The organism is Burkholderia sp. A2 (genome assembly GCF_001729305.1).
GTDB lineage: Bacteria > Pseudomonadota > Gammaproteobacteria > Burkholderiales > Burkholderiaceae > Burkholderia > Burkholderia sola.
Genome location: NZ_LZXX01000081.1, coordinates 108,519 through 126,769 on the forward strand (window position 1 = coordinate 108,519; position 18,251 = coordinate 126,769).

Annotated in this window: 17 protein-coding genes; 11 read left to right on the forward strand and 6 right to left on the reverse strand. The window is 68.0% G+C overall.

All coding sequences use genetic code 11. From position 1 onward, the window contains the following. Window positions 1-22: 22 nt before the first annotated feature. Together A9Z05_RS06395 and A9Z05_RS34205 are read left to right on the forward strand one after the other, a co-directional pair. On the forward strand, window positions 23-937 hold the full coding sequence (locus tag A9Z05_RS06395) for a glutaminase (protein WP_069617344.1): 915 nt from the start codon (window positions 23-25) through the stop codon (window positions 935-937). Between the two features lie 89 nt (window positions 938-1,026). Then, on the forward strand, window positions 1,027-1,401 hold the full coding sequence (locus A9Z05_RS34205; RefSeq protein WP_084044143.1) for a cytochrome c: 375 nt from the start codon (window positions 1,027-1,029) through the stop codon (window positions 1,399-1,401). Between the two features lie 96 nt (window positions 1,402-1,497). Here the strand turns inward: A9Z05_RS34205 and A9Z05_RS06400 are convergent, their stop codons facing one another. Then, window positions 1,498-1,980 (reverse strand): cupin domain-containing protein, encoded by a 483-nt coding sequence (locus A9Z05_RS06400; protein ID WP_069617345.1) that lies wholly within the window; start codon window positions 1,978-1,980, stop codon window positions 1,498-1,500. A gap of 231 nt (window positions 1,981-2,211) precedes the next feature. Between A9Z05_RS06400 and A9Z05_RS06405 the strand changes: the two genes are divergently transcribed. Then, window positions 2,212-2,865, forward strand: coding sequence for an isochorismatase family cysteine hydrolase (locus A9Z05_RS06405; RefSeq protein ID WP_069617346.1), 654 nt, complete (start codon window positions 2,212-2,214; stop codon window positions 2,863-2,865). Between the two features lie 48 nt (window positions 2,866-2,913). Here the strand turns inward: A9Z05_RS06405 and A9Z05_RS06410 are convergent, their stop codons facing one another. Then, window positions 2,914-3,591, reverse strand: a complete 678-nt coding sequence (locus A9Z05_RS06410) for a TetR/AcrR family transcriptional regulator (protein WP_084044144.1) — start codon at window positions 3,589-3,591, stop codon at window positions 2,914-2,916. A gap of 146 nt (window positions 3,592-3,737) precedes the next feature. Between A9Z05_RS06410 and A9Z05_RS06415 the strand changes: the two genes are divergently transcribed. Next, window positions 3,738-5,267 (forward strand): FAD-dependent monooxygenase, encoded by a 1,530-nt coding sequence (locus A9Z05_RS06415; RefSeq protein ID WP_069617348.1) that lies wholly within the window; start codon window positions 3,738-3,740, stop codon window positions 5,265-5,267. Window positions 5,268-5,405: 138 nt separating this feature from the next. Here the strand turns inward: A9Z05_RS06415 and A9Z05_RS06420 are convergent, their stop codons facing one another. From A9Z05_RS06420 to A9Z05_RS06430, 3 genes are all read right to left on the reverse strand, one after another. After that, complete coding sequence (locus A9Z05_RS06420; protein WP_069617349.1) at window positions 5,406-6,137, reverse strand: ribonuclease T2; 732 nt, start codon at window positions 6,135-6,137, stop codon at window positions 5,406-5,408. Between the two features lie 127 nt (window positions 6,138-6,264). Then, window positions 6,265-6,849, reverse strand: coding sequence for a hypothetical protein (locus A9Z05_RS06425; RefSeq protein WP_069617350.1), 585 nt, complete (start codon window positions 6,847-6,849; stop codon window positions 6,265-6,267). A 93-nt stretch (window positions 6,850-6,942) separates the two neighbouring features. After that, window positions 6,943-8,346, reverse strand: a complete 1,404-nt coding sequence (locus A9Z05_RS06430; protein ID WP_069617351.1) for an HdeD family acid-resistance protein — start codon at window positions 8,344-8,346, stop codon at window positions 6,943-6,945. A 262-nt stretch (window positions 8,347-8,608) separates the two neighbouring features. On the opposite strand from A9Z05_RS06430, the gene A9Z05_RS06435 reads away from it, so the two are divergent. The 6 genes from A9Z05_RS06435 to A9Z05_RS06460 all read left to right on the forward strand — a co-directional run bounded on the left by A9Z05_RS06435 (window position 8,609) and on the right by A9Z05_RS06460 (window position 15,541). After that, a complete protein-coding gene (locus tag A9Z05_RS06435) occupies window positions 8,609-9,247 on the forward strand; it encodes a hypothetical protein (RefSeq protein ID WP_069617352.1) in 639 nt (212 codons plus the stop codon). A 45-nt stretch (window positions 9,248-9,292) separates the two neighbouring features. Then, window positions 9,293-9,859: a helix-turn-helix transcriptional regulator gene (locus tag A9Z05_RS06440; protein WP_069617353.1), complete on the forward strand. Its 567-nt coding sequence runs from the start codon at window positions 9,293-9,295 to the stop codon at window positions 9,857-9,859. 79 nt (window positions 9,860-9,938) lie between these two features. Next, the gene (locus A9Z05_RS06445) at window positions 9,939-10,520 is read left to right on the forward strand and encodes an HD family hydrolase (protein WP_069617354.1); all 582 of its coding nucleotides are present in this window, start codon (window positions 9,939-9,941) and stop codon (window positions 10,518-10,520) included. Window positions 10,521-10,922: 402 nt separating this feature from the next. Further along, window positions 10,923-12,104: a macrolide transporter subunit MacA gene (gene macA / locus A9Z05_RS06450; protein WP_069617488.1), complete on the forward strand. Its 1,182-nt coding sequence runs from the start codon at window positions 10,923-10,925 to the stop codon at window positions 12,102-12,104. Window positions 12,105-12,106: 2 nt separating this feature from the next. Beyond that, the gene (locus A9Z05_RS06455; protein ID WP_069617355.1) at window positions 12,107-14,155 is read left to right on the forward strand and encodes a MacB family efflux pump subunit; all 2,049 of its coding nucleotides are present in this window, start codon (window positions 12,107-12,109) and stop codon (window positions 14,153-14,155) included. A gap of 6 nt (window positions 14,156-14,161) precedes the next feature. Continuing rightward, window positions 14,162-15,541 (forward strand): efflux transporter outer membrane subunit, encoded by a 1,380-nt coding sequence (locus A9Z05_RS06460; protein ID WP_069617356.1) that lies wholly within the window; start codon window positions 14,162-14,164, stop codon window positions 15,539-15,541. 49 nt (window positions 15,542-15,590) lie between these two features. Here the strand turns inward: A9Z05_RS06460 and A9Z05_RS06465 are convergent, their stop codons facing one another. Then, window positions 15,591-17,129, reverse strand: a complete 1,539-nt coding sequence (locus tag A9Z05_RS06465) for an MFS transporter (protein WP_069617357.1) — start codon at window positions 17,127-17,129, stop codon at window positions 15,591-15,593. 178 nt (window positions 17,130-17,307) lie between these two features. Here A9Z05_RS06465 and A9Z05_RS06470 point away from each other — a divergent pair, with 178 nt between their 5' ends. Further along, on the forward strand, window positions 17,308-18,228 hold the full coding sequence (locus A9Z05_RS06470; RefSeq protein WP_069617358.1) for a LysR family transcriptional regulator: 921 nt from the start codon (window positions 17,308-17,310) through the stop codon (window positions 18,226-18,228). Window positions 18,229-18,251: the final 23 nt, after the last annotated feature.

Here is an 18,251-nt window from a genome sequence, read left to right on the forward strand (position 1 = left end):
TGCCTCTACCCTGCCTGACGTGATGAATTACCAATCGATTCTTGAACGCATCCACACCGAACTCGCCCCCTGGATCGGCCAGGGCCGGGTCGCCGACTACATCCCCGAACTCGCGAAAGTGCCCGCCGACAAGTTCGGGATGGCCGTCGTGACGCTCGACGGAAACGTTTACACCGTCGGCGACGCGCACGAGCGCTTCTCGATCCAGAGCATCTCGAAGCTGTTCGCGTGCACGCTCGCGTTTCAACTGCTGGGCGACGCGCTGTGGGAACGGGTGGGCCGCGAGCCGTCCGGCACCGCGTTCAATTCGCTGGTCCAGCTCGAAAGCGAGCGCGGCAAGCCGCGCAATCCGTTCATCAACGCCGGGGCGCTGGTCGTCACCGACGTGCTGTGCCGCCGCTTCGTGAAGGCCGAGACGGCGCTCGTCGAATTCGTGCGGCGGCTGATCGGCGCGAACGACATCAACTACGATTCGCGCGTCGCGACGTCGGAGCTGCAGCACGCGGAGCGCAACCGCGCGATGGCGCATTTCATGGCGAGCTTCGGCAACATGCAGATGCCGCCTGATACCGTGATCGACGCGTATTGTCGGCAGTGTGCGATCGAGATGAATTGCGTCGAGCTGGCCAGCGCCGCGCTGTTTCTCGCGAACGGCGGTGTCGCGCCGGCAACCGGCGAGCGGATCGTCGATTCGAGTTCCGCGAAGCGGCTGTCGGCGCTGATGCTGACCTGCGGCACCTATGATGCGGCCGGCGATTTCGTGTATCGGGTGGGGCTGCCGGCGAAGAGCGGCGTCGGCGGCGGGATCGTCGCGGTGCTGCCGGGGGAGATGGCGGTGTGCGTGTGGGCGCCGGGGCTGGATGCGAACGGGAACTCGCTGGCGGGCACGCTGGCGCTGGAGTGGTTGACGACTTATACGGGAAGGTCGATTTTTTGAAGGGGCGAAGTTGAGCGCGCGTCATTTGCCGCAACGGCGACAGGTAAATATCGGCGTACCCTCCGATGGCTCATACAAAAGATTAAAAGATGAAAATATTGCCGATCGCCGCACTAGGAATTTCATTGTTTTCTCAACTATCCGCAGCCTTTGCGGATAGTGACAACGGGAAAAGGATCTTCCTGGCGAGATGCGCCATGTGCCACGGAGCAGACGCCCGAGGAACGGGACCGTTGGCCAACAAAAGCCGCCCGCCCACGCCCGACCTTACGACACCCACCTTCAAAAAACGGCTTAATGACTATCCGGGCGTCATCGTTTCATCCGTCATACTTCGTCCAAACGGAGATCTGATTCCAAAAACCTTGCGGGAAAATGGCGTAAAGCTGCCTCCACATCCATGGACGGTTAAAGATTTTCGCGATCTGAATCAATATATGACTGGATTGATTTTAAAGAAATAGCGCGCTGAACCCCCGGATATACCGGCCGAGCGATTTCATCCATTCGCCGTATCGACGGGTCGAATCCGCAGGCCGAGGCGCTCTCACGCGTACGCGTCAGTCCGGCATCCCGTCATGGTCTCCGAGCGGTCGGGTGGGCCAGTCGACCCATCGGTCCGCGCGGGTAAGTTCGTACGCTTCGTTGAGCGGGTAACGGATACGGTTGTCGTCGCGAGGACGTTCGCCGATCACCATCAACCTGACTTCATCGTTCGTATTGTTGATGAAGGTGTGACAAATTCCGGTGCCTGCCGGAAACGCGACGGAATCGCCCTCGGCAACCGGGTGAAGCACGCCGTCGATCCATACATCGGGCTTGCCTTCGAGCACGTACACAAACTCCTGCTCGGTACTTTCGGCGTGCGGATATGACGTCCGCCGTCCGGGCAGCAGCCTGACATGATGGATTCCGATACGCGTAATGCCGAGCGCGGCGGAAAGCGGCGCGTCGAGCGCCATTGGCTCGGTATCGCCGCGATAGGAGTGGGCATCCGGTTCTTCGAGTTCAGTCCAGTGCTTAATGAAATCTGGCCGGCTCATCGGGTTTTCTCCTTTAAGTTGAACGTCCATGATAGCGGCTTGCAGAAAGGACAAAACGCGTCCGCAGCGCGCAGCATTTTGGACGTCGGGCTGCAACCGACGCGAGCGACCGTTTCGCCGATCCATGTTGACGCTGGAGTCGTTGACGGCTTATACCGAGCGGTCGACTCCTGGAACGACACGCACGAAACATTCAGATGCGATTTGCCAACAGCACGGAGAACGTCATTCATGAACGAGGAAAACGCACCGGATATCGAAATGGCAACCCACTCACCCGCCACTGATGACAACGCGCGCGCTCAAAGCACGATCGACCGGATTCCCCGCATCGCGCCTTCCCAAACCGCGCTGCTCGTCATGCATTACCAGACCGACATCCTCGGCCTCTTCCCGTCGGTCGCGCCTGAACTGCTCGCCAATACGCGCCGTCTCTGCGACGCCGCACGAGCGGCCGGCGTCGGCGTCTGGTTCGCGAATCTCCGGTTCAGCCCCGGTTATCCGGAAGTCAGCCCGCTGAACAAGAACGGCCAGGGCATCAAGCAGCTCGGCCTGTTCATCGACGATGCCCCGTGCCCCGAACTGGCCAGGCAGCCCGACGAACCGCTGATCCTGGCCCACCGCGCGAGCGTGTTCTTCGGCACCGATCTACAGGCGCGTCTCATCGCACAGGGCGTCGATACGCTGATCATGGTCGGCATCGCGTCGACCGGCGTGATGCTGTCGTCGATCGCGCATGCGAGCGACGCCGATTTCCGCCTCTACACGGTCAAGGATTGCTGCTACGACCCGGACCCGGTGGTCCATGAGCATCTGTTCGCCACCGCGTTCGAATCGCGCACGACGGTCCTGTCGCTCGCGGATGCGCTGCGGCTGCTGGCGTAACGACGGACTCGTGGCACCGCCGTTCGAAACCGTCCTCCAGACGGCGGCTTACCGGGCTGCCGCCCCGATCCCCGCCAGAATGAGGTCGATGCCGGCCAAGAACTGCGCGCGCTCGTCGTGCGCGGCCAGTTGCGCCGCCACCTTATGCACGAACGGATACTGCGCCGATTCGAGCTGCGCCCACCGCTCGGCAACGGTCGCGACGATCTCCGTCGGCCCCGTCTCGCGCGGATGCAGCCGCGCGCCGGCCGCATACTGGCCGGCCAGCCCGAAGATGTAGTGCATCAGCGCCGACGCCGCGTTGAATTGCGCGGGCTCGGGCACGCCCAGCGCCTGAAGCTGACCGCCGATGCGCTCCAGGATCCGCAGCACCGCCTGCTGCCACGGCTCGCGGAACAACTGCGCACCTACCCACGGATGCGCGCTGAACGCGTCGAACAGGCGCAGCGCGATGCGCCGGAGCGCTTCGGCCGCATCACCGTCACGCTGCGTCGGCACGTCCGTCAGCGCAGCCGCGATCACTTGATCCGCGGCCGCTGCCAGCAAATCGTGCTTGTCGGCGACATGCCAGTAGATCGCGCCGCTTCCGGTCGCCAGGTGCGCGGCGAGCGCGCGAAACGTCAGCGCGCCCTCGCCTGCATGGTCGAGAATCGCGATCGCGGCCTCGACGATCCGCTCTTTCGACAGCGCGTCCGCACGCCGCTCGGTCCGTTTGCTGGTTTTCATGCGCGCTAGCTTGACACATCTGGAACATCGTTCCAACATCTCGCCGATGGAACAATGTTCCATTACTTTCCCGAAGAGTGCGCAATGCCGGCGCGTACCGCCCTTTCGACCACGCCGGGCCGCTTTGACCCAAAACCAAGCCATCGATGAATCTGTCCGTCACCCATGATGTCGTGATTGCCGGCGCTGGCCCTGTCGGCCTGTTTCTCGCGTGCGAGCTGCGCCTTGCCGGTGCAACCGTGCGGGTGGTCGAGCAAACGGACGATCCGGAATCCCCGCTGAAGCATCTCCCGTTCGGCATGCGCGGCCTGTCCGCGCCGGCGATCGATGCGCTCTACCGCCGCGGCCTGCTCGACGGCATCGCGCTGCCGGCCCGCGCAACGGACACCGCGCACTGGATGCAGCAAGCGCGTCGTCCGGCCGGCCATTTCGCCGGCATCCCGTTCTTCCACGACGACATCGATGCGTCGCAGTGGCCGTACCATCTGCCCGGCCCGGCCGGCACGCACCTGGCGACCGACATCGCGCGAATCGAATCCGTGCTGACCGCCCGTGCGCACGCAACGGGCGTCGAGATTCGGCGCGGTCTGATCGTCGAGGGTTTCGACCAGTCGGACGATGGCGTCATGCTACACGCAGGCGGCGAGACATTCCACGCACGCTGGCTCGTCGGCTGCGACGGCGGCCGCAGCGCGGTCCGCAAGGCCGGCGGCTTCGCGTTCGCCGGCACCGACGCCGAGTTCACCGGCTACTCGATCGAAGCCGAGCTCGCCGATCCGGGCGCGCTGCTGCCGGGCCGTCACACCACGTCGGCCGGCATGTACACGTACACGCCGCCCGGGACCGTCGCGCTCGTCGAGTTCGACGGCGGCGCGTTCCACCGGAGCGGGCCGATCACGCTCGAGCATGCGCAGGCCGTGCTGCGCCGCGTGTCCGGCACCAGCGTCACGTTGACCGCGCTGCGGCTCGCCACCACGTGGACCGATCGCGCGTACCAGGCATCGACGTACCGCGACGGCCGCGTGCTGCTCGCGGGCGATGCCGCGCACATCCATTCGCCGCTCGGCGGCCAAGGGCTCAATCTCGGGCTCGGCGATGCGATGAATCTCGGCTGGAAACTCGCCGCGACGATCCGCGGCGACGCGCCGGCGGGCCTGCTCGACAGCTACACGGACGAACGACATCCAGTGGGCGCGCGCGTGCTCGACTGGTCGCGTGCGCAGGTCGCGCTGATGCGGCCCTCGCCGGGCTCGCGCGCGCTCGCGGCGATCATGCGCGATCTCGTCGACACGCGCGACGGCGCGACGTACTTCGCCGAACGTCTGTGGGGCGTGTCGCTCGCGTACGATTCCGGCAGCGGCCATCCACTCGTGGGCCGCGGCGTTCCGGACTTCGAACTGGTCGACGGCACGCGGCTCGGCGAACACGTCAGGCACGGCAAGGGCGTGCTGCTGGACTTCGATGCGAACCAGCCGCTTCGGGCCGTGGCAGGCCGCTGTCGCGACCGCATCGCCTATATCGCGAGCGACGCGAAGGACCGGCTCGGATTGCGCGCGGTACTCGTGCGCCCGGACGGTTTCGTCGCGTGGGCTTGCGGCGACGATGCGGACGTGGACGTCGACGCCGCCACGCAGGCGGTCACGCGATGGTTCGGCGCGCCTTGCGCGGCACATTGAGCGCAGCCGCCCAACGCAGGAAGCGAATGTGTGTCGCCGACCGCCAAACGTCCATGCGAGCCGGCCACGGCGCTCCCGGCATCCTCGAGTGCCCACAGCCCACGACGTGCGCGATATCGCGCACGTCGGCCGCCCCCATCACTTCGCGATAAACACCCCCGACGTCGGGCACGTACCCTGCGTATTGCCGTCCGTCACGAGCGACGCGGCGCTCGGAAACTGCGCGGTCGCATTCGTCTTCACCGCGATCCATGCTTCGGTGAAGTAGCTCACGCCGTTCGTCTTCGTGCATTTCAGCGACACCGCGCTGCGCGTGTTGCTGCCGAACGCGCCTTCGAACGCCGACAGCAACTGGTTACGCGTGACCGTCTTGCCCGCGTTCGCCTGCAGGAACGCGTTGAACGACGTGTTGCCCAACCGGCTGATCATGCCCGACGCCTGGTTCCAGTAAGCATCGGGCGTCGCCGAATTCGAACAGGTGCCGTGCTTGAACCATTCGTGCTTGTCGAGACACGATGCGACGCCCGGCATGTACGTCGACAGCATGTTGCGGGTCGCGCTGCTGATCGGGTACGCGTCCATGCTGCACCACTCGTGCGCGTTGTCGAGGTCGATGTCGTTCTGCGGCACGCCGCAGTAGAACGGCTGGTTCCCGTCGTAGCGGTTCGGCCACAGCCCGTGCAGCGACAGGCTCGTCGCCGCATACGAGCCGGCGAGGTTCGTGCATTCCGGTGTGTCGTGCGACGCGCAGAAGCCGGGCTCCCACGACGCGGCGAGCAACAGGTAGTCGTAGCTGGTCTGCGCGGCGGCGTGCAGTGAAACGGAAGCGACGGCGAGTGCGGCGGCGGCGCGGGCGAGCGTCTTGAGCATGGCGTGTTTCCTCGGAAAAGGCTTGCGGTCGCGGGATGCGCCGCAAGATTGTCGAATGTCTGCCCGCGATTGTTGCCGCCGCAACGTGGCACGAATGTGAAGGTGCACGAAAGAATGCGCGTTTCGCTCAGGTGCCGAGCTGCGTGCACGCCCGTGCCGACGCTTCGGGGCCTTCGAGCGAGAGAATCTGCCACACGCCGACGCTGACGCGCCGGCGCGCGGCCGTCGACGGATCGGCCAGCAACGCCTCGACACGCGGTGCGGCATCGGGCGCCTTCTGCTGCAAGGCAGCGTGGTGCCGCGCACGCGCCGCCGGTTCCGGCTCGTACACGTCGCACAGGCGCACCATGCCGGCGAGGCCGGCCAGCGTATCGTCCTTGTCGATCGCGGCCGGCTCGACGGGCACGAGCCCGTCGCGCTCCGCGGGCGGCAGCTTGTTGCGCGCGCCTTCGTCGATCGCCGTGGCGGAAGCCGGCGGCAGGCCGCCGATCGCCGCGACGATCCGGCTGCCGGCGGCGATCATGTCGCCCTGGCACGCGATCTTCTCGGCGGCCGCGACGTTCGAGCAGAACGACACCGACATCCGGTACACGTCGTTGCTCATGCGCGGCACGTCGTCCGTGCCCGCCTGCGCGAGGCCGGTACTCGCCAGCGCCAGCGCCAGCGTCAGCGCGGCGGGCGTCAGGATGCGGAACGCTCTCGTCTCGTTCATCGTTGTCGTCCGTGGGTTTTTATGGCGGGCAATCTCGCCGGGCCGCGCGGTGGCGCCCCTTGTGATACCGGGCCCTCATCCGGCGCCACGCGTTCACTTCATCGATGCTGCCTCCGATCCGCCGGGCGACAGCGCCGCACTGTCCTGCTCGCGCCACGCGCGGCGCGACGCCATGATCGCGCTCACCGCCGAGCGCGCGACCTTCCACCACGCGAACGGACGCGGATCGGCGAGCATGCTGAGCGCGCGCGCATAGTCGAGCGTGAGCCCGGGCGTCCACGCCATCGTCACCGCGCGCTTGCGGATCTGCGCGGCCACCCACAGCTCGGGCGTGAGCAGCAGCCGCACGAATGCGCCCCACCCGGCCCGCTCGCCCTTCAACCGCCACACTGCGCCGTCGAGCGCGGCCTCGAGCGCATTCGACACGGTGCTCGAGCAGTTGCGGTGCGTGAGGTTGTACGTCGTGTTCTGCCGGTACGACGACCAGAACGCGTCGAGCTTGGCCGGATCGTAGTTGCGGATGCGCACGCGCACGGTCGACGGGCACCACGCCTTCGACTCGGTCGCATAGTCGGGCTGGAACAGGCCGGGCACGTCGTTCTCGCGCGTTGCGCGCAGGATGCGCGTGAACTCGTCCGGAGAACGATCGATTTCGACACCCGGATACAGGCTGATGTAGATGCCCTCCGGCGACTCCAGCGCCGCATGCCCGGTCGAGATCACGCCGTTGACGTCCACCGCCGCGATGTAGCGGTCGATCACCGGATAGCGCTGCGCTTCGGCCTTCGACGTGCCGGTCGGTGTCCATACGTGCACGGTGAGCGCGCGCTCGCCGTCGGCCGGCGGGCCGTCCCATTCGGATTGGGCGAACTGCGGCAGGTCCTGCGCATCGTCGAGATCCGGCGCGAGGGCCGGCGCGGGCGACGTCGCGAACGCCGGGTTGCGCGTCAGCCGCCGCACGCGCGCGGCGAGGCTCAGCATGTGCATGCCGCCGAACATCAGCAGCAGGCCGAGGCAGTACGGCACGGTGCCCGCGTAGTGCGTCGGGTACGGCTGAAAGAAGAAGATCGCCAGCAGGATCTCGACGACGCCCCACGAGAACGCGACGTGCCAGCGGCGATAGCGCACCATCCATGCGGACGTGCACTGCAGCAGCCCGTCGACGAGAAACAGCGTGCCGAAGATCATCGACAGCAGGAAGTGGCCGTGATGATGGCCGGCAAACACGAGCCCCGCGGCCGCCACGACCGCGATGCCCTTCACGTAGCGCAGGATGCGCTGCCCGCCGACACCGCTGCCGGCCACCGCGAGCGTCGCGAGCCCTTCGATCAGGAACAGCCACGCGAACAGCTCGATCGGGAAATGCAGTGCGCCGTCGAGCGCATCGACGAAAATGCCGATACCCGCGACGACCCACAGCCAGCCGAGCACGGTCAGCCCGCGCCAGCGGGTTCGCAGATATTCGATGCCCAGCAGCAGCAACACCAGTCGTACCATTGCGCCCTCGTATCTTTTTCGGGACACGCGCGGCCTCGCGTTCCCTGTCGTGTCGGCCGGCACGCGCCGCTCTGGCCGAATAATAAGATATGGCGGAGCCGGTTGAAAGCGTCGCGGAAACGTTTTCGATGGAGCGAGGACGGGCGCGGCTGCCCGCTGCCGCGGCAGGGTTCGGGTTCGACAACGTGCGACGGATACGCGAGAATCCAGCCTCCGAGGGCGAAAGCCACCCAACCGAACCGCACAGACGGGACAACAAGAAATGAGCCTATCCATCACGCGCCGGCGCCTGCTGGCCGCCGGCGTCGCCGCAAGCAGCCTCGCACTGTCGGGCTGCTTCACGCCGAAGCTGTACAAGAACGACGCGTACAGCGAACACGTATCCGCATTCATGATGACCGAAGACGGCAAGAAACTGGTCGTCCTCGGCACGCGCTACCATTACATCTTCGATCTGCCGGCCCGATTACGGCCCGTCCTGCTGTCCGGCTACCGCAAATCGGTACGCACGACATTCGCGGACTTTCATGCGAGCGGCGGCAGCGTCACCGGGCATTACCGGATCGTGCTGCCGAAAGACGCATCGGACGACGATCGACGGGCCGCCTCCGCCGACGGCTTCGTCAGCGAGCCGGCCGGCCTCGTGCTCGAAGGCGACATCGACGGCAAGCGCTACTCGACGGAAGGCTTCGTCGAGAAGGACGAGGCGGCCGCGCAACCCTTCAACCGCCCGTACTCGGTCTACATCGTGGAATCGCCGTCCGTCGTCGGCATGGGTCTGCGGATTCTCGCCACGCCGATCACGGTGGCCGCCGACGACGTACTCGTGCTGGGCGGCATCGTGCTCGTGCCGTTCGCGGCAATCGCAATCCAGGCAAGCGGCGGCATCCGGATCACGTAACGGCGCGGTAACGACGCGCCCGGCACGACCAACAGGAGCATCGCCATGACCGCCTCACCGCTTCACGCGTCCTCGCTCGGCCCGCAACTGAAGCGCTGGCGCGCGCTGCACCGCGTGAAGCAAAGCCATGCGGCCGAACTGTTCGGCGTCGCGCAATCGACGATTTCGCGCTGGGAGGCCGGCCTCCAGCAGATGTCGCCCGACGAGCGCGCGACGGCCGAACGGCTGCTCGCCGCACGCATCGATTCGGCGGGCGACCGCGCGCTCGCGCGGCTGATCGCCGGCAGCGCGGGCCGCATGCATCTCGTCTGCGACCTCACGCACCGCCTGCTTGCCGGCTCGCCGGCGCGCGCGGCCGAGTTCGCGCAGCCGCTTTCGACGCTGCTCGGCACGTCGCTGTGGCGCTACGCGACGCCGGAAATCGTCCGCATGGAAGCCGCGCTCGACCCGCTCGGCTGGCACGATCGCGCGGGGCCGCCGAGCGTCGAGTTCGACACCGGCGCGAATGCGTCGCGCGTCGTGCCGATTCGCGGCAGCCGGTGCCGGTGGACGCGAATGGCGCTGTCGGATGGCGCGGCCGTGCGGCTCGTGGAAACGCTCGACGCCCGCTGACGCGCCGCGCATATTTCATGCGTGGACGACGCGCGGCCGGCCCGCGTACGCTTGACGGCTCATCGCAAGGACTCCGACCATGAATTCCGACACGATCCACGCGCGGCTCGATTTCCTGCGCGAAGCCGAACGCCTGAAGAACGTGCTGCGCAGCGGCTACACGTCGGCCGGACGCCCGGAGAGCACGGCCGAGCACAGCTGGCGACTATGCCTGATGGCGCTCGCGTTCGCCGACGCGTTGCGCGGCGTCGACACGCTGAAGCTGCTGAAGCTGTGCATCGTCCACGACCTCGGCGAGGCGCTGCACGGCGACATCCCCGCGATCGAGCAAGCCGCGCACCCCGACAAGAGCGCACACGAACGCGACGATCTGCTGACGCTGACCGCGTCGCTCGATCGCACGCTGCGCGACGAGATCGTCGCGCTGTGGGACGAATACGAGGCGGCCGCGTCGCCGGAGGCCCGTGCGGCGAAGGCGTTCGACAAGCTCGAAACGATCCTGCAGCACAACCAGGGCAGCAATCCGCCCGATTTCGACTATGCGTTCAACCTCGGCTACGGCCGGCGCTACACCGACGCCGCGCCGCTATTCAGCGCGATCCGCGAGATCGTCGACGCCGATACGCAGCGCAGGATCGATGCGGGCGGACACCGCGCGTAAGCGCGCGGCATCGGGCGACCTTCACGCTCGCGCACCGGGACGAATGGGCATCGACGCCGGAGCAGGTCGACACGCTGACCGCGCTCGATGAGGAACGCGATCGGCCGATGACGGCGATCTTCGCCGCGCGGCGGTAACGCCGGGCGCCGCCTTTTCACAGATCGCAACAATTGCGCGGTCTGGCCGACCGCATGGGTACGGCATCCGCACAATTCAGCACAATTTCCACACGATGCGGCGCGAATTCGTCGCTTACCATGAGCGCCTGATTCGATTCGGCACGCCTGCGCGACACGTACGCGGCTTCCGTCGCGGGCAACACGCCCGACATGCGACGTCGACCGGATCGTTCCGTTCGGCCGCACGCATCGCCGGCGCCGGCTTCATCCTCGCTGCATGCTCATGACCCAGAAGACCCATCGCCGCCGGCGCCTCGTGCTGGCTACCCTTGCCGTCGTCGCGATCGCCGCCGGCCTCACGCTGAAGGCCTGCGCGCCCGCCAAGCCTCCGCAATACCTGTCCGCGCCCGTCACGCGCGGCGATCTCGAGAACGCGGTGCTCGCGACCGGCGCGCTGCAGGCGTTCAGGCAGGTCGACGTCGGCGCGCAGGTGTCGGGGCAGTTGAAGACGCTGAAGGTCAAGCTCGGCGACAAGGTCACGAAAGGTCAATGGCTCGCCGAGATCGATCCCGTGATCTCCGAAAACGCGCTGCGCCAGGCGCGCGCCAGCGAAGAAAGCCTGCGCGCGCAGCAGCAATCGGCGGCTGCACAGCTGACGCAGGCCGAACTCGCGTTCCGCCGCCAGCAGGCGATGCTGCCCGACGACGCGACGTCGCGCGAATCGTTCGAGGCCGCGAAGGCGACGCTCGACGTGCAGCGCGCGACCCTCGCGTCGCTCGCCGCGCAGATCCGTTCGGCCCGCATCCAGATCGAGACCGCCCAGGCCAACCTCGGCTACACGCGCATCGTCGCGCCGATCGACGGGGAGGTCGTCGCGATCGTCACGCAGGAAGGCCAGACCGTGATCGCGCAGCAGCAGGCGCCGGTGATTCTGAAACTCGCGAATCTCGACACGATGACCGTGAAGGCGCAGGTGTCGGAGGCCGACGTGATTCGCGTGAGCGCCGGCCAGACCGCGTATTTCACGAGCCTCGGCGAACCGGACAAGCGGCACTACGGCAAGCTGCGCGCGATCGAACCGGCGCCGCAGAACTACGCCGACGTGCAAAGCCCGCTCGGCGGCGGCGCGAAGCCGAACGCCGCCGTGTTCTACAACGCGTTGTTCGACGTGCCGAATCCCGAGCACCGGCTGCGCATCGCGATGACCGCGCAGGTCAACATCGTGCTCGGCGACGCGCGCAACGCGCTGATCATCCCGGCCGCCGCGCTCGGCGAAAAGCGCAAGGACGGCACCGTCGCGGTACGCGTGCTGCGCGCCGACGGCAGCACGGAAACGCGCCATGTCCGCATCGGCATCAACAACAACGTGCGCGTCGAAGTGCTGGCCGGCCTGAAGGACGGCGAGCGCGTGGTGATCGGCGAAGCATCGGCGGACGAACGCGCACCGCTGGCGGACGTGGTGTAACGATGCGCCAGCCCCTGCTCAAGCTCGCTGCCGTCACGCGGCGATTTCCGGCCGGCGACAAGGACGTCGTCGTCCTGAACAACGTCAACCTGTCGATCGACGCGGGCGAGATCGTCGCGATCGTCGGCGCGTCGGGGTCCGGCAAGTCGACGTTGATGAACATCCTCGGCTGCCTCGATCATCCGAGCGAAGGCACGTACACGGTCGGCGGACGCGACACGCACATGCTCGACAGCGACGAGCTCGCGCAGCTGCGCCGCGAGCACTTCGGCTTCGTGTTCCAGCGCTATCACCTGCTGGCGCACGTCGACGCGGTCGCGAACCTCGAAATGCCGGCGATCTATGCGGGCACCCCGCGCGCCGAGCGGCACGCCCGCGCCCACGCGTTGCTCGCGCGCCTCGGGCTCGCGGATCGCGCGCATCACCGGCCCGGGCAACTGTCCGGCGGCCAGCAGCAGCGCGTGAGCATCGCTCGCGCGCTGATGAACGGCGGCCAGGTGATCCTCGCCGATGAACCGACCGGCGCGCTCGACACGAAAAGCGGCCAGGACGTGATCCGCATCCTGCACGAACTGAACGCGCTCGGCCATACGATCGTGATCGTCACGCACGACAAGGCCGTGGCGCGCCATGCACGGCGCATCATCGAGATCAGCGACGGCGAGATCGTCGCCGACCGGCCGAACCGCCAGTACACGGAAGCGCTCGCGGAATCCGGCGTCGCCGCGGCCGCAAACGCCGTGACGCCCGAAACGGCAACCGACACGCCGTCCGCACCGGCTTCCGACGATGCCCCGTCGCCCGCCGGCGCCGACACCGATCCCGCCCCGCGCGCCCGATGCTTCGCAGCCGGCACCGGCCGCTTCACCGAAGCGTGCCGGATGGCGTGGATCGCGCTCGTATCGCACCGGCTGCGCACGCTGCTGACGATGCTCGGCATCGTCATCGGCATCACGTCGGTGGTATCGATCGTCGCGGTCGGCGAAGGCGCGAAGCGCTACATGCTCGAAGAGATCGGCAGCATCGGCACCAATACGATCAGCCTCTATCCGGGCACCGACTGGGGCGACAGCCGCGCGGACGCGATCCAGACGCTCGTGCCCGCCGACGTCGCCGCGCTCGCCGAGCAGCCGTACGTCGACAGCGCGACGCCCGAAACGTCGCGCACGCTGCTGCTGCGCTACCGCAACATCGACGTCCACGCGCTCGTGAGCGGCGTCGGCGATAGCTACTTCCACGCGCGCGGGATGCGTTTCGCGCTCGGTGTCCCGTTCGACGACGATGCGGTGCGCCGCCAGGCGCAGGTCGCGGTGATCGACCAGAACACGCGCCGCAAGCTGTTCGGCGCGACGCGCAATCCGGTCGGCGAAGCGATCCTGGTCGACAACGTGCCGTGCGTCGTGATCGGCGTGACGGCCGACAAGAAAAGCGCATTCGGCAGCGTGAAGAGCCTGAACGTATGGCTGCCGTACACGACCGCGAGCGGGCGCCTGTTCGGCCAGCGCCATCTCGACAGCATCACCGTGCGCGTGCGCGACGGGCAGCCGAGCGCCGCAGCCGAAAAAAGCCTCGAGAAGCTGATGATCCAGCGCCACGGCCGCAAGGACTTCTTCACGTACAACATGGACAGCGTCGTCAAGACCGTCGAGAAAACCGGCCAGTCGCTGACGCTGCTGCTGTCGCTGATCGCGGTGATCTCGCTCGTGGTTGGCGGGATCGGCGTGATGAACATCATGCTGGTGTCGGTCACCGAGCGCACGCGCGAGATCGGCATCCGGATGGCGGTCGGCGCGCGCCAGTCCGACATCCTGCAGCAGTTCCTCGTCGAGGCCGTGCTCGTGTGCCTGCTCGGCGGCACGATCGGCATCGCGCTGTCGTTCGGGCTCGGCGCGCTGTTCTCGATGTTCGTCGCGCAATGGAAGATGGTGTTCTCGGCCGGCGCGATCGTGACCGCGTTCGTGTGCTCGACGCTCACCGGTGTGATTTTCGGGTTCATGCCCGCGCGCAACGCGTCGCGGCTCGATCCGATCGATGCGCTCGCGCGCGACTGACGAAACATGGCGATCACGCATTCCTCCCCGCTTCACCGTCTCGGCGCATTCGCGTGCGCGGCCGCGCTGCTCGCCGGCTGCGCGGGCACGCGCCACGATCCGCTGCCGGCCGTCGCGATGCCGGCGAACTGGGCCGCGCCGGTCACGGCCGACGCGCCGGCCGCCACGCGCGACTGGTGGCGCAGCTTCGGCGATCCGCAACTCGACGCGTTGATCGACGATGCGCTGCGCGCCAACAACGATCTCGCGATCGCGGCGATCCGCGTGTATCGCGCGCAGTTGCAGGCCGGGCTCGTCGATACGAACCTGACGCCCAACGTGACGCTCGGCGCGAACGGCGCCGTGTCGCGTACGCTCGATACGCACCGGACGAGCCGCTCGAGCGGCGTCAACGGTTCGCTCAGCTACGAAATCGACCTGTGGGGCCGGCTGGCCTCGCTGCGCGATGCCGCGCACTGGGAAGCCGACGCGACGGCCGCCGATCTCGAGGCCGCGCGGCTGTCGCTGATCGGCACGACCGCGGCGCTGTACTGGCAGATCGGCTATCTGAACCGGCAGATTGCGCTCGGCGACGCGAACATCGCGTATGCGGAACGCACGCTCGCGCTGGTGCGGTCGCGCCACACGGCCGGCGCCGTGACGGGGCTCGACCTCGCGCAGGCCGAACAGAGCCTCGCCGCGCAGCGCGCCGCGCAAACGCAGCTGATCCAGCAGCGCACCGAGAACCGCCACGCGCTCGCGATCCTGTTCGACCGGCCGCCGCAGCAGCGGGCGGCCGAACCGTCGGCGCTGCCCGACGCCCCACCGCCCGACGTGGCGGCCGGCCTGCCGGCCAGCCTGCTCGGCCGGCGCCCCGACCTGCGCGCGGCGGAATTCCGGCTGCGCGAGTCGCTCGCGCAGGTCGACGCGACGCGCACGAGCTTCTATCCGACCTTCACGCTGACCGGCAGCGCCGGCACGACGAGCACGAGCCTCGAGCGCGTGCTGGCGAACCCGGTCGGCACGCTCGGGCTCGGCCTCGCGCTGCCGTTCATCCAGTGGAACACGATGCAGTTGCAGATCAGGGTGTCGAAGTCGCAGTACGAGGAAGCGGTGGTCGGCTTCCGCCAGCGGCTCTACACCGCGCTCGCCGAAGTCGAGAATGCGCTGTCGGCGCGCGTGCAGCTCGAACGCGAAGCCGAACAGCGCGCGCTGTCGCTCGCGCAGGCGCAGCGCGCCGAACGGCTGGCCGCCGCGCGCTTCGCGGCCGGCGCGACCGCCGTGCAGCCGTGGCTCGACCAGCAGCAGGTGCTGAGGAGCGCGCAAAGCGCCAACGAACTGACACGCCTGAACCGGCTCAACAATCAGATGAAGCTGTACCGCGCGCTCGGCGGCGGGATCTCCTGACCGGCCGTCGCACGCCACGCGCCACGCGCCGCGCGACGGTCCGGCCGCGTCATTCGCACACGGCCGCCCCGCGCCGCGCCGGCGCGAACGCCACCGCGCTCGCGGCCGCGAGCACGGCCACGCCCGCCGCGCCGTACACCATCACCCAGCCGAAGCCGTGCACGAGCGCCGCGTGCAGTGCCGCGCCGCTCGGGTCGGCCTGCGCGAGCGCCGGCGCGATCGCCTGCAGCCCGTCGGTGCGGCCCGACGCGATCTCCTGCGCGAGCCGGCGCAGCGCCGCATCGCCGATCGCACCGGCCGGGCCGCCCTGCAGGCTCGCGACGATCCCCGCCACCAGCACGAAGCCCATCGCCGCGATATTCAGCGCAAGCGAGATCATCCGCGCGCTCATGTCGATGCCCGACGCCATCCCGGCCCGCGCACTCGGCACCGCGCCCGTCGTCGTGTTGGTGACCGGCGTGTTGGTCAAACCGAGCCCGATGCCGGCGATCACGCAACCCGGCAGCATCGTCAGCCAGCTCGCCTGATCGGCCGCGCTGCCGAGACGCATCAGCACGAACCCGGCCGCGATCGTGAACAGGCCGCCCGGAATCACGACGCCCGGCCCGTAGCGCAGCGCGAGCCGTTCGCCGAACGGCGGCGCGATCAGCGTCGGCAGCGTGTACGCGAGCAACGCGAGGCCGGCCGTCACGCTGTCGTAGCCGAGCGCGACCTGGAACCAGATCGGCAGGTAGATCATGAACGGCCAGAAGCTGAAGTTCATCCCCATCGAGCCGAAGATCGCGCCGGTGAACGCGCGGATCCGGAACACCGAGAAGTCGAACATCGGCCGCGCGCTGGCGCGCTCCGCGATGAAGAAGCCGATCACCGCGAGCACGGTCGCGCCGAGCACGCCGAGGCCGGCCGCGCTCGTCAGCCCGAGCTCGGCGCCTTGAGTGATGTAGAACGCGAGGCCGAGCACCGCGAGCGACAGCGTGACGATGCCCGCGACGTCGAGCGTGCCCGCATGCGGATCGCGCGATTCCTGCACCGCGCCGCCGATCAGCACGAGCGCGACGGCCGCGAGCGGCGCATGGACGAGGAACACCCACGGCCAGCTCGCCAGCGCGACGATCGCGCCGCCGACGATCGGCCCGAACCCGAGCCCGATGCCGAACACGATCCCCCAGATCCCGAACGCGCGGCCGCGTTCGCGCCCCTCGCGGAACTGGTGCGACAGCACCGCGATCTGGCAGATCAGCATCGCGCCGCCGCTCGCGCCCTGCAACAGCCGGCCCGCGACGAGCACCGGCACGTTCGGCGCGAGCCCGCACAGCAGCGACGTCGCGCCGAACAGCACGGTGCCGATCACGTACACGCGCTTGCGGCCGAACCGGTCCGCGAGCGTGCCGGCCGCCATCAGCACCGTCGTACAGGCGATCGTGTACGCGTTCATGATCCACTGCATGCCGTTGAAATCGCCATGCAGCACGTGTTCGAGCGTCGGCAGGATCACCGGCACGCTCGATATTTCGAGGCCGAACATCAGCGACGTGAGACAGACGGCCGCGAGCGCGACCGCATTCCTGCGGGAGTCGGATAGCGTCATGCGTATTGCGCGGCGGCCCGGCGACAGGCCGCGCGCCTCCAGGTCAGTAGGATTCGCCGCGTGCGGCCGGCAACGCACGCTGGACGGGAATCGGTACTATAGTGAGAATTTTCATCTCCATTGACGCACGCACTTCCATGCACTGGGGAATCTCCGGACCCAATCGACGCAACCCACGATGACCGACAGACTCGACGGCGTAACGACCTTCGTCCAGGTCGTGGAATCGGGCAGCTTCGCGCTGGCCGCGGAGCGGCTCGACATCACGCGCTCGGCGGTCGGCAAGGCGATCGCGCGGCTCGAGAAGCGGCTCGGCGCACGGCTGCTGCAGCGCACGACGCGCAGCCAGAGCCTGACCGACGACGGCCAGGCGTACTACGACCGCTGCGTGCGCGCACTGGCGGAGCTGGAAGCGGCGGAAGCCGATCTCGACTGCGGCCGCCACGAGGCGCGCGGCAAGCTGCGGCTGAGCGTGCCGCTCGCGTTCGGGCACCACTGCGTGACGCCGATCGTGCTCGATCTTGCGCGCACTTACCCGCACCTGCGGATCGACGTATCGATCACCGACCGCTTCGTCGATCTCGTCGAGGAAGGGATCGATCTCGCGGTGCGGATCGGCACGCTCGCGGACAGCACGAGCCTCGCGGTGCGGCGGCTCGGCACGCAATACGGCAGCCTCGGCGCGGCGCCGTCCTATCTCGCGCGCCACGGGATGCCGAAGACGCTCGACGACCTGAAGCACCACCGGACGATCGCGTATTCGCGTTCGGGCGTGGTGCAGCCGTGGTACCTGCGTGCGCCGGACGGCTCGACGGTCCACATCGACATGCCGCATCAACTGAGTTTCGACGACGTGCAGGCGATCGCCGCAGCCGGGGCGGCCGGGTTCGGGATCGCGTGGGTGCCGAGCTGGCTGCTCGACCAGTACGTGAAGCGCGGGGAAATGGTGGTCGTGCTCGATCGCTGCTTCGTCTGCGAAGGCGACATTCACGCGATCTGGCCGAAGACGCGCTACCTGCCGCGCAAGACGCGCTGCGTGATCGACGCACTCGCGCAGGCGATTCCGCCGATGATCGAACGCCCGGACGAAGCGCGCTGAGATGGGTCGAAGCCGACGCGCCG

Bases quoted from the DNA above. Each gene is read 5' to 3' on its own strand.
- A9Z05_RS06395 (WP_069617344.1), top strand. From the start codon at position 23: ATGAATTACCAATCGATTCTTGAACGCATCCACACCGAACTCGCCCCC.
- A9Z05_RS34205 (WP_084044143.1), top strand. From the start codon at position 1,027: ATGAAAATATTGCCGATCGCCGCACTAGGAATTTCATTGTTTTCTCAA.
- A9Z05_RS06400 (WP_069617345.1), bottom strand. From the start codon at position 1,980: ATGAGCCGGCCAGATTTCATTAAGCACTGGACTGAACTCGAAGAACCG.
- A9Z05_RS06405 (WP_069617346.1), top strand. From the start codon at position 2,212: ATGAACGAGGAAAACGCACCGGATATCGAAATGGCAACCCACTCACCC.
- A9Z05_RS06410 (WP_084044144.1), bottom strand. From the start codon at position 3,591: ATGAAAACCAGCAAACGGACCGAGCGGCGTGCGGACGCGCTGTCGAAA.
- A9Z05_RS06415 (WP_069617348.1), top strand. From the start codon at position 3,738: ATGAATCTGTCCGTCACCCATGATGTCGTGATTGCCGGCGCTGGCCCT.
- A9Z05_RS06420 (WP_069617349.1), bottom strand. From the start codon at position 6,137: ATGCTCAAGACGCTCGCCCGCGCCGCCGCCGCACTCGCCGTCGCTTCC.
- A9Z05_RS06425 (WP_069617350.1), bottom strand. From the start codon at position 6,849: ATGAACGAGACGAGAGCGTTCCGCATCCTGACGCCCGCCGCGCTGACG.
- A9Z05_RS06430 (WP_069617351.1), bottom strand. From the start codon at position 8,346: ATGGTACGACTGGTGTTGCTGCTGCTGGGCATCGAATATCTGCGAACC.
- A9Z05_RS06435 (WP_069617352.1), top strand. From the start codon at position 8,609: ATGAGCCTATCCATCACGCGCCGGCGCCTGCTGGCCGCCGGCGTCGCC.
- A9Z05_RS06440 (WP_069617353.1), top strand. From the start codon at position 9,293: ATGACCGCCTCACCGCTTCACGCGTCCTCGCTCGGCCCGCAACTGAAG.
- A9Z05_RS06445 (WP_069617354.1), top strand. From the start codon at position 9,939: ATGAATTCCGACACGATCCACGCGCGGCTCGATTTCCTGCGCGAAGCC.
- macA (WP_069617488.1), top strand. From the start codon at position 10,923: ATGACCCAGAAGACCCATCGCCGCCGGCGCCTCGTGCTGGCTACCCTT.
- A9Z05_RS06455 (WP_069617355.1), top strand. From the start codon at position 12,107: ATGCGCCAGCCCCTGCTCAAGCTCGCTGCCGTCACGCGGCGATTTCCG.
- A9Z05_RS06460 (WP_069617356.1), top strand. From the start codon at position 14,162: ATGGCGATCACGCATTCCTCCCCGCTTCACCGTCTCGGCGCATTCGCG.
- A9Z05_RS06465 (WP_069617357.1), bottom strand. From the start codon at position 17,129: ATGACGCTATCCGACTCCCGCAGGAATGCGGTCGCGCTCGCGGCCGTC.
- A9Z05_RS06470 (WP_069617358.1), top strand. From the start codon at position 17,308: ATGACCGACAGACTCGACGGCGTAACGACCTTCGTCCAGGTCGTGGAA.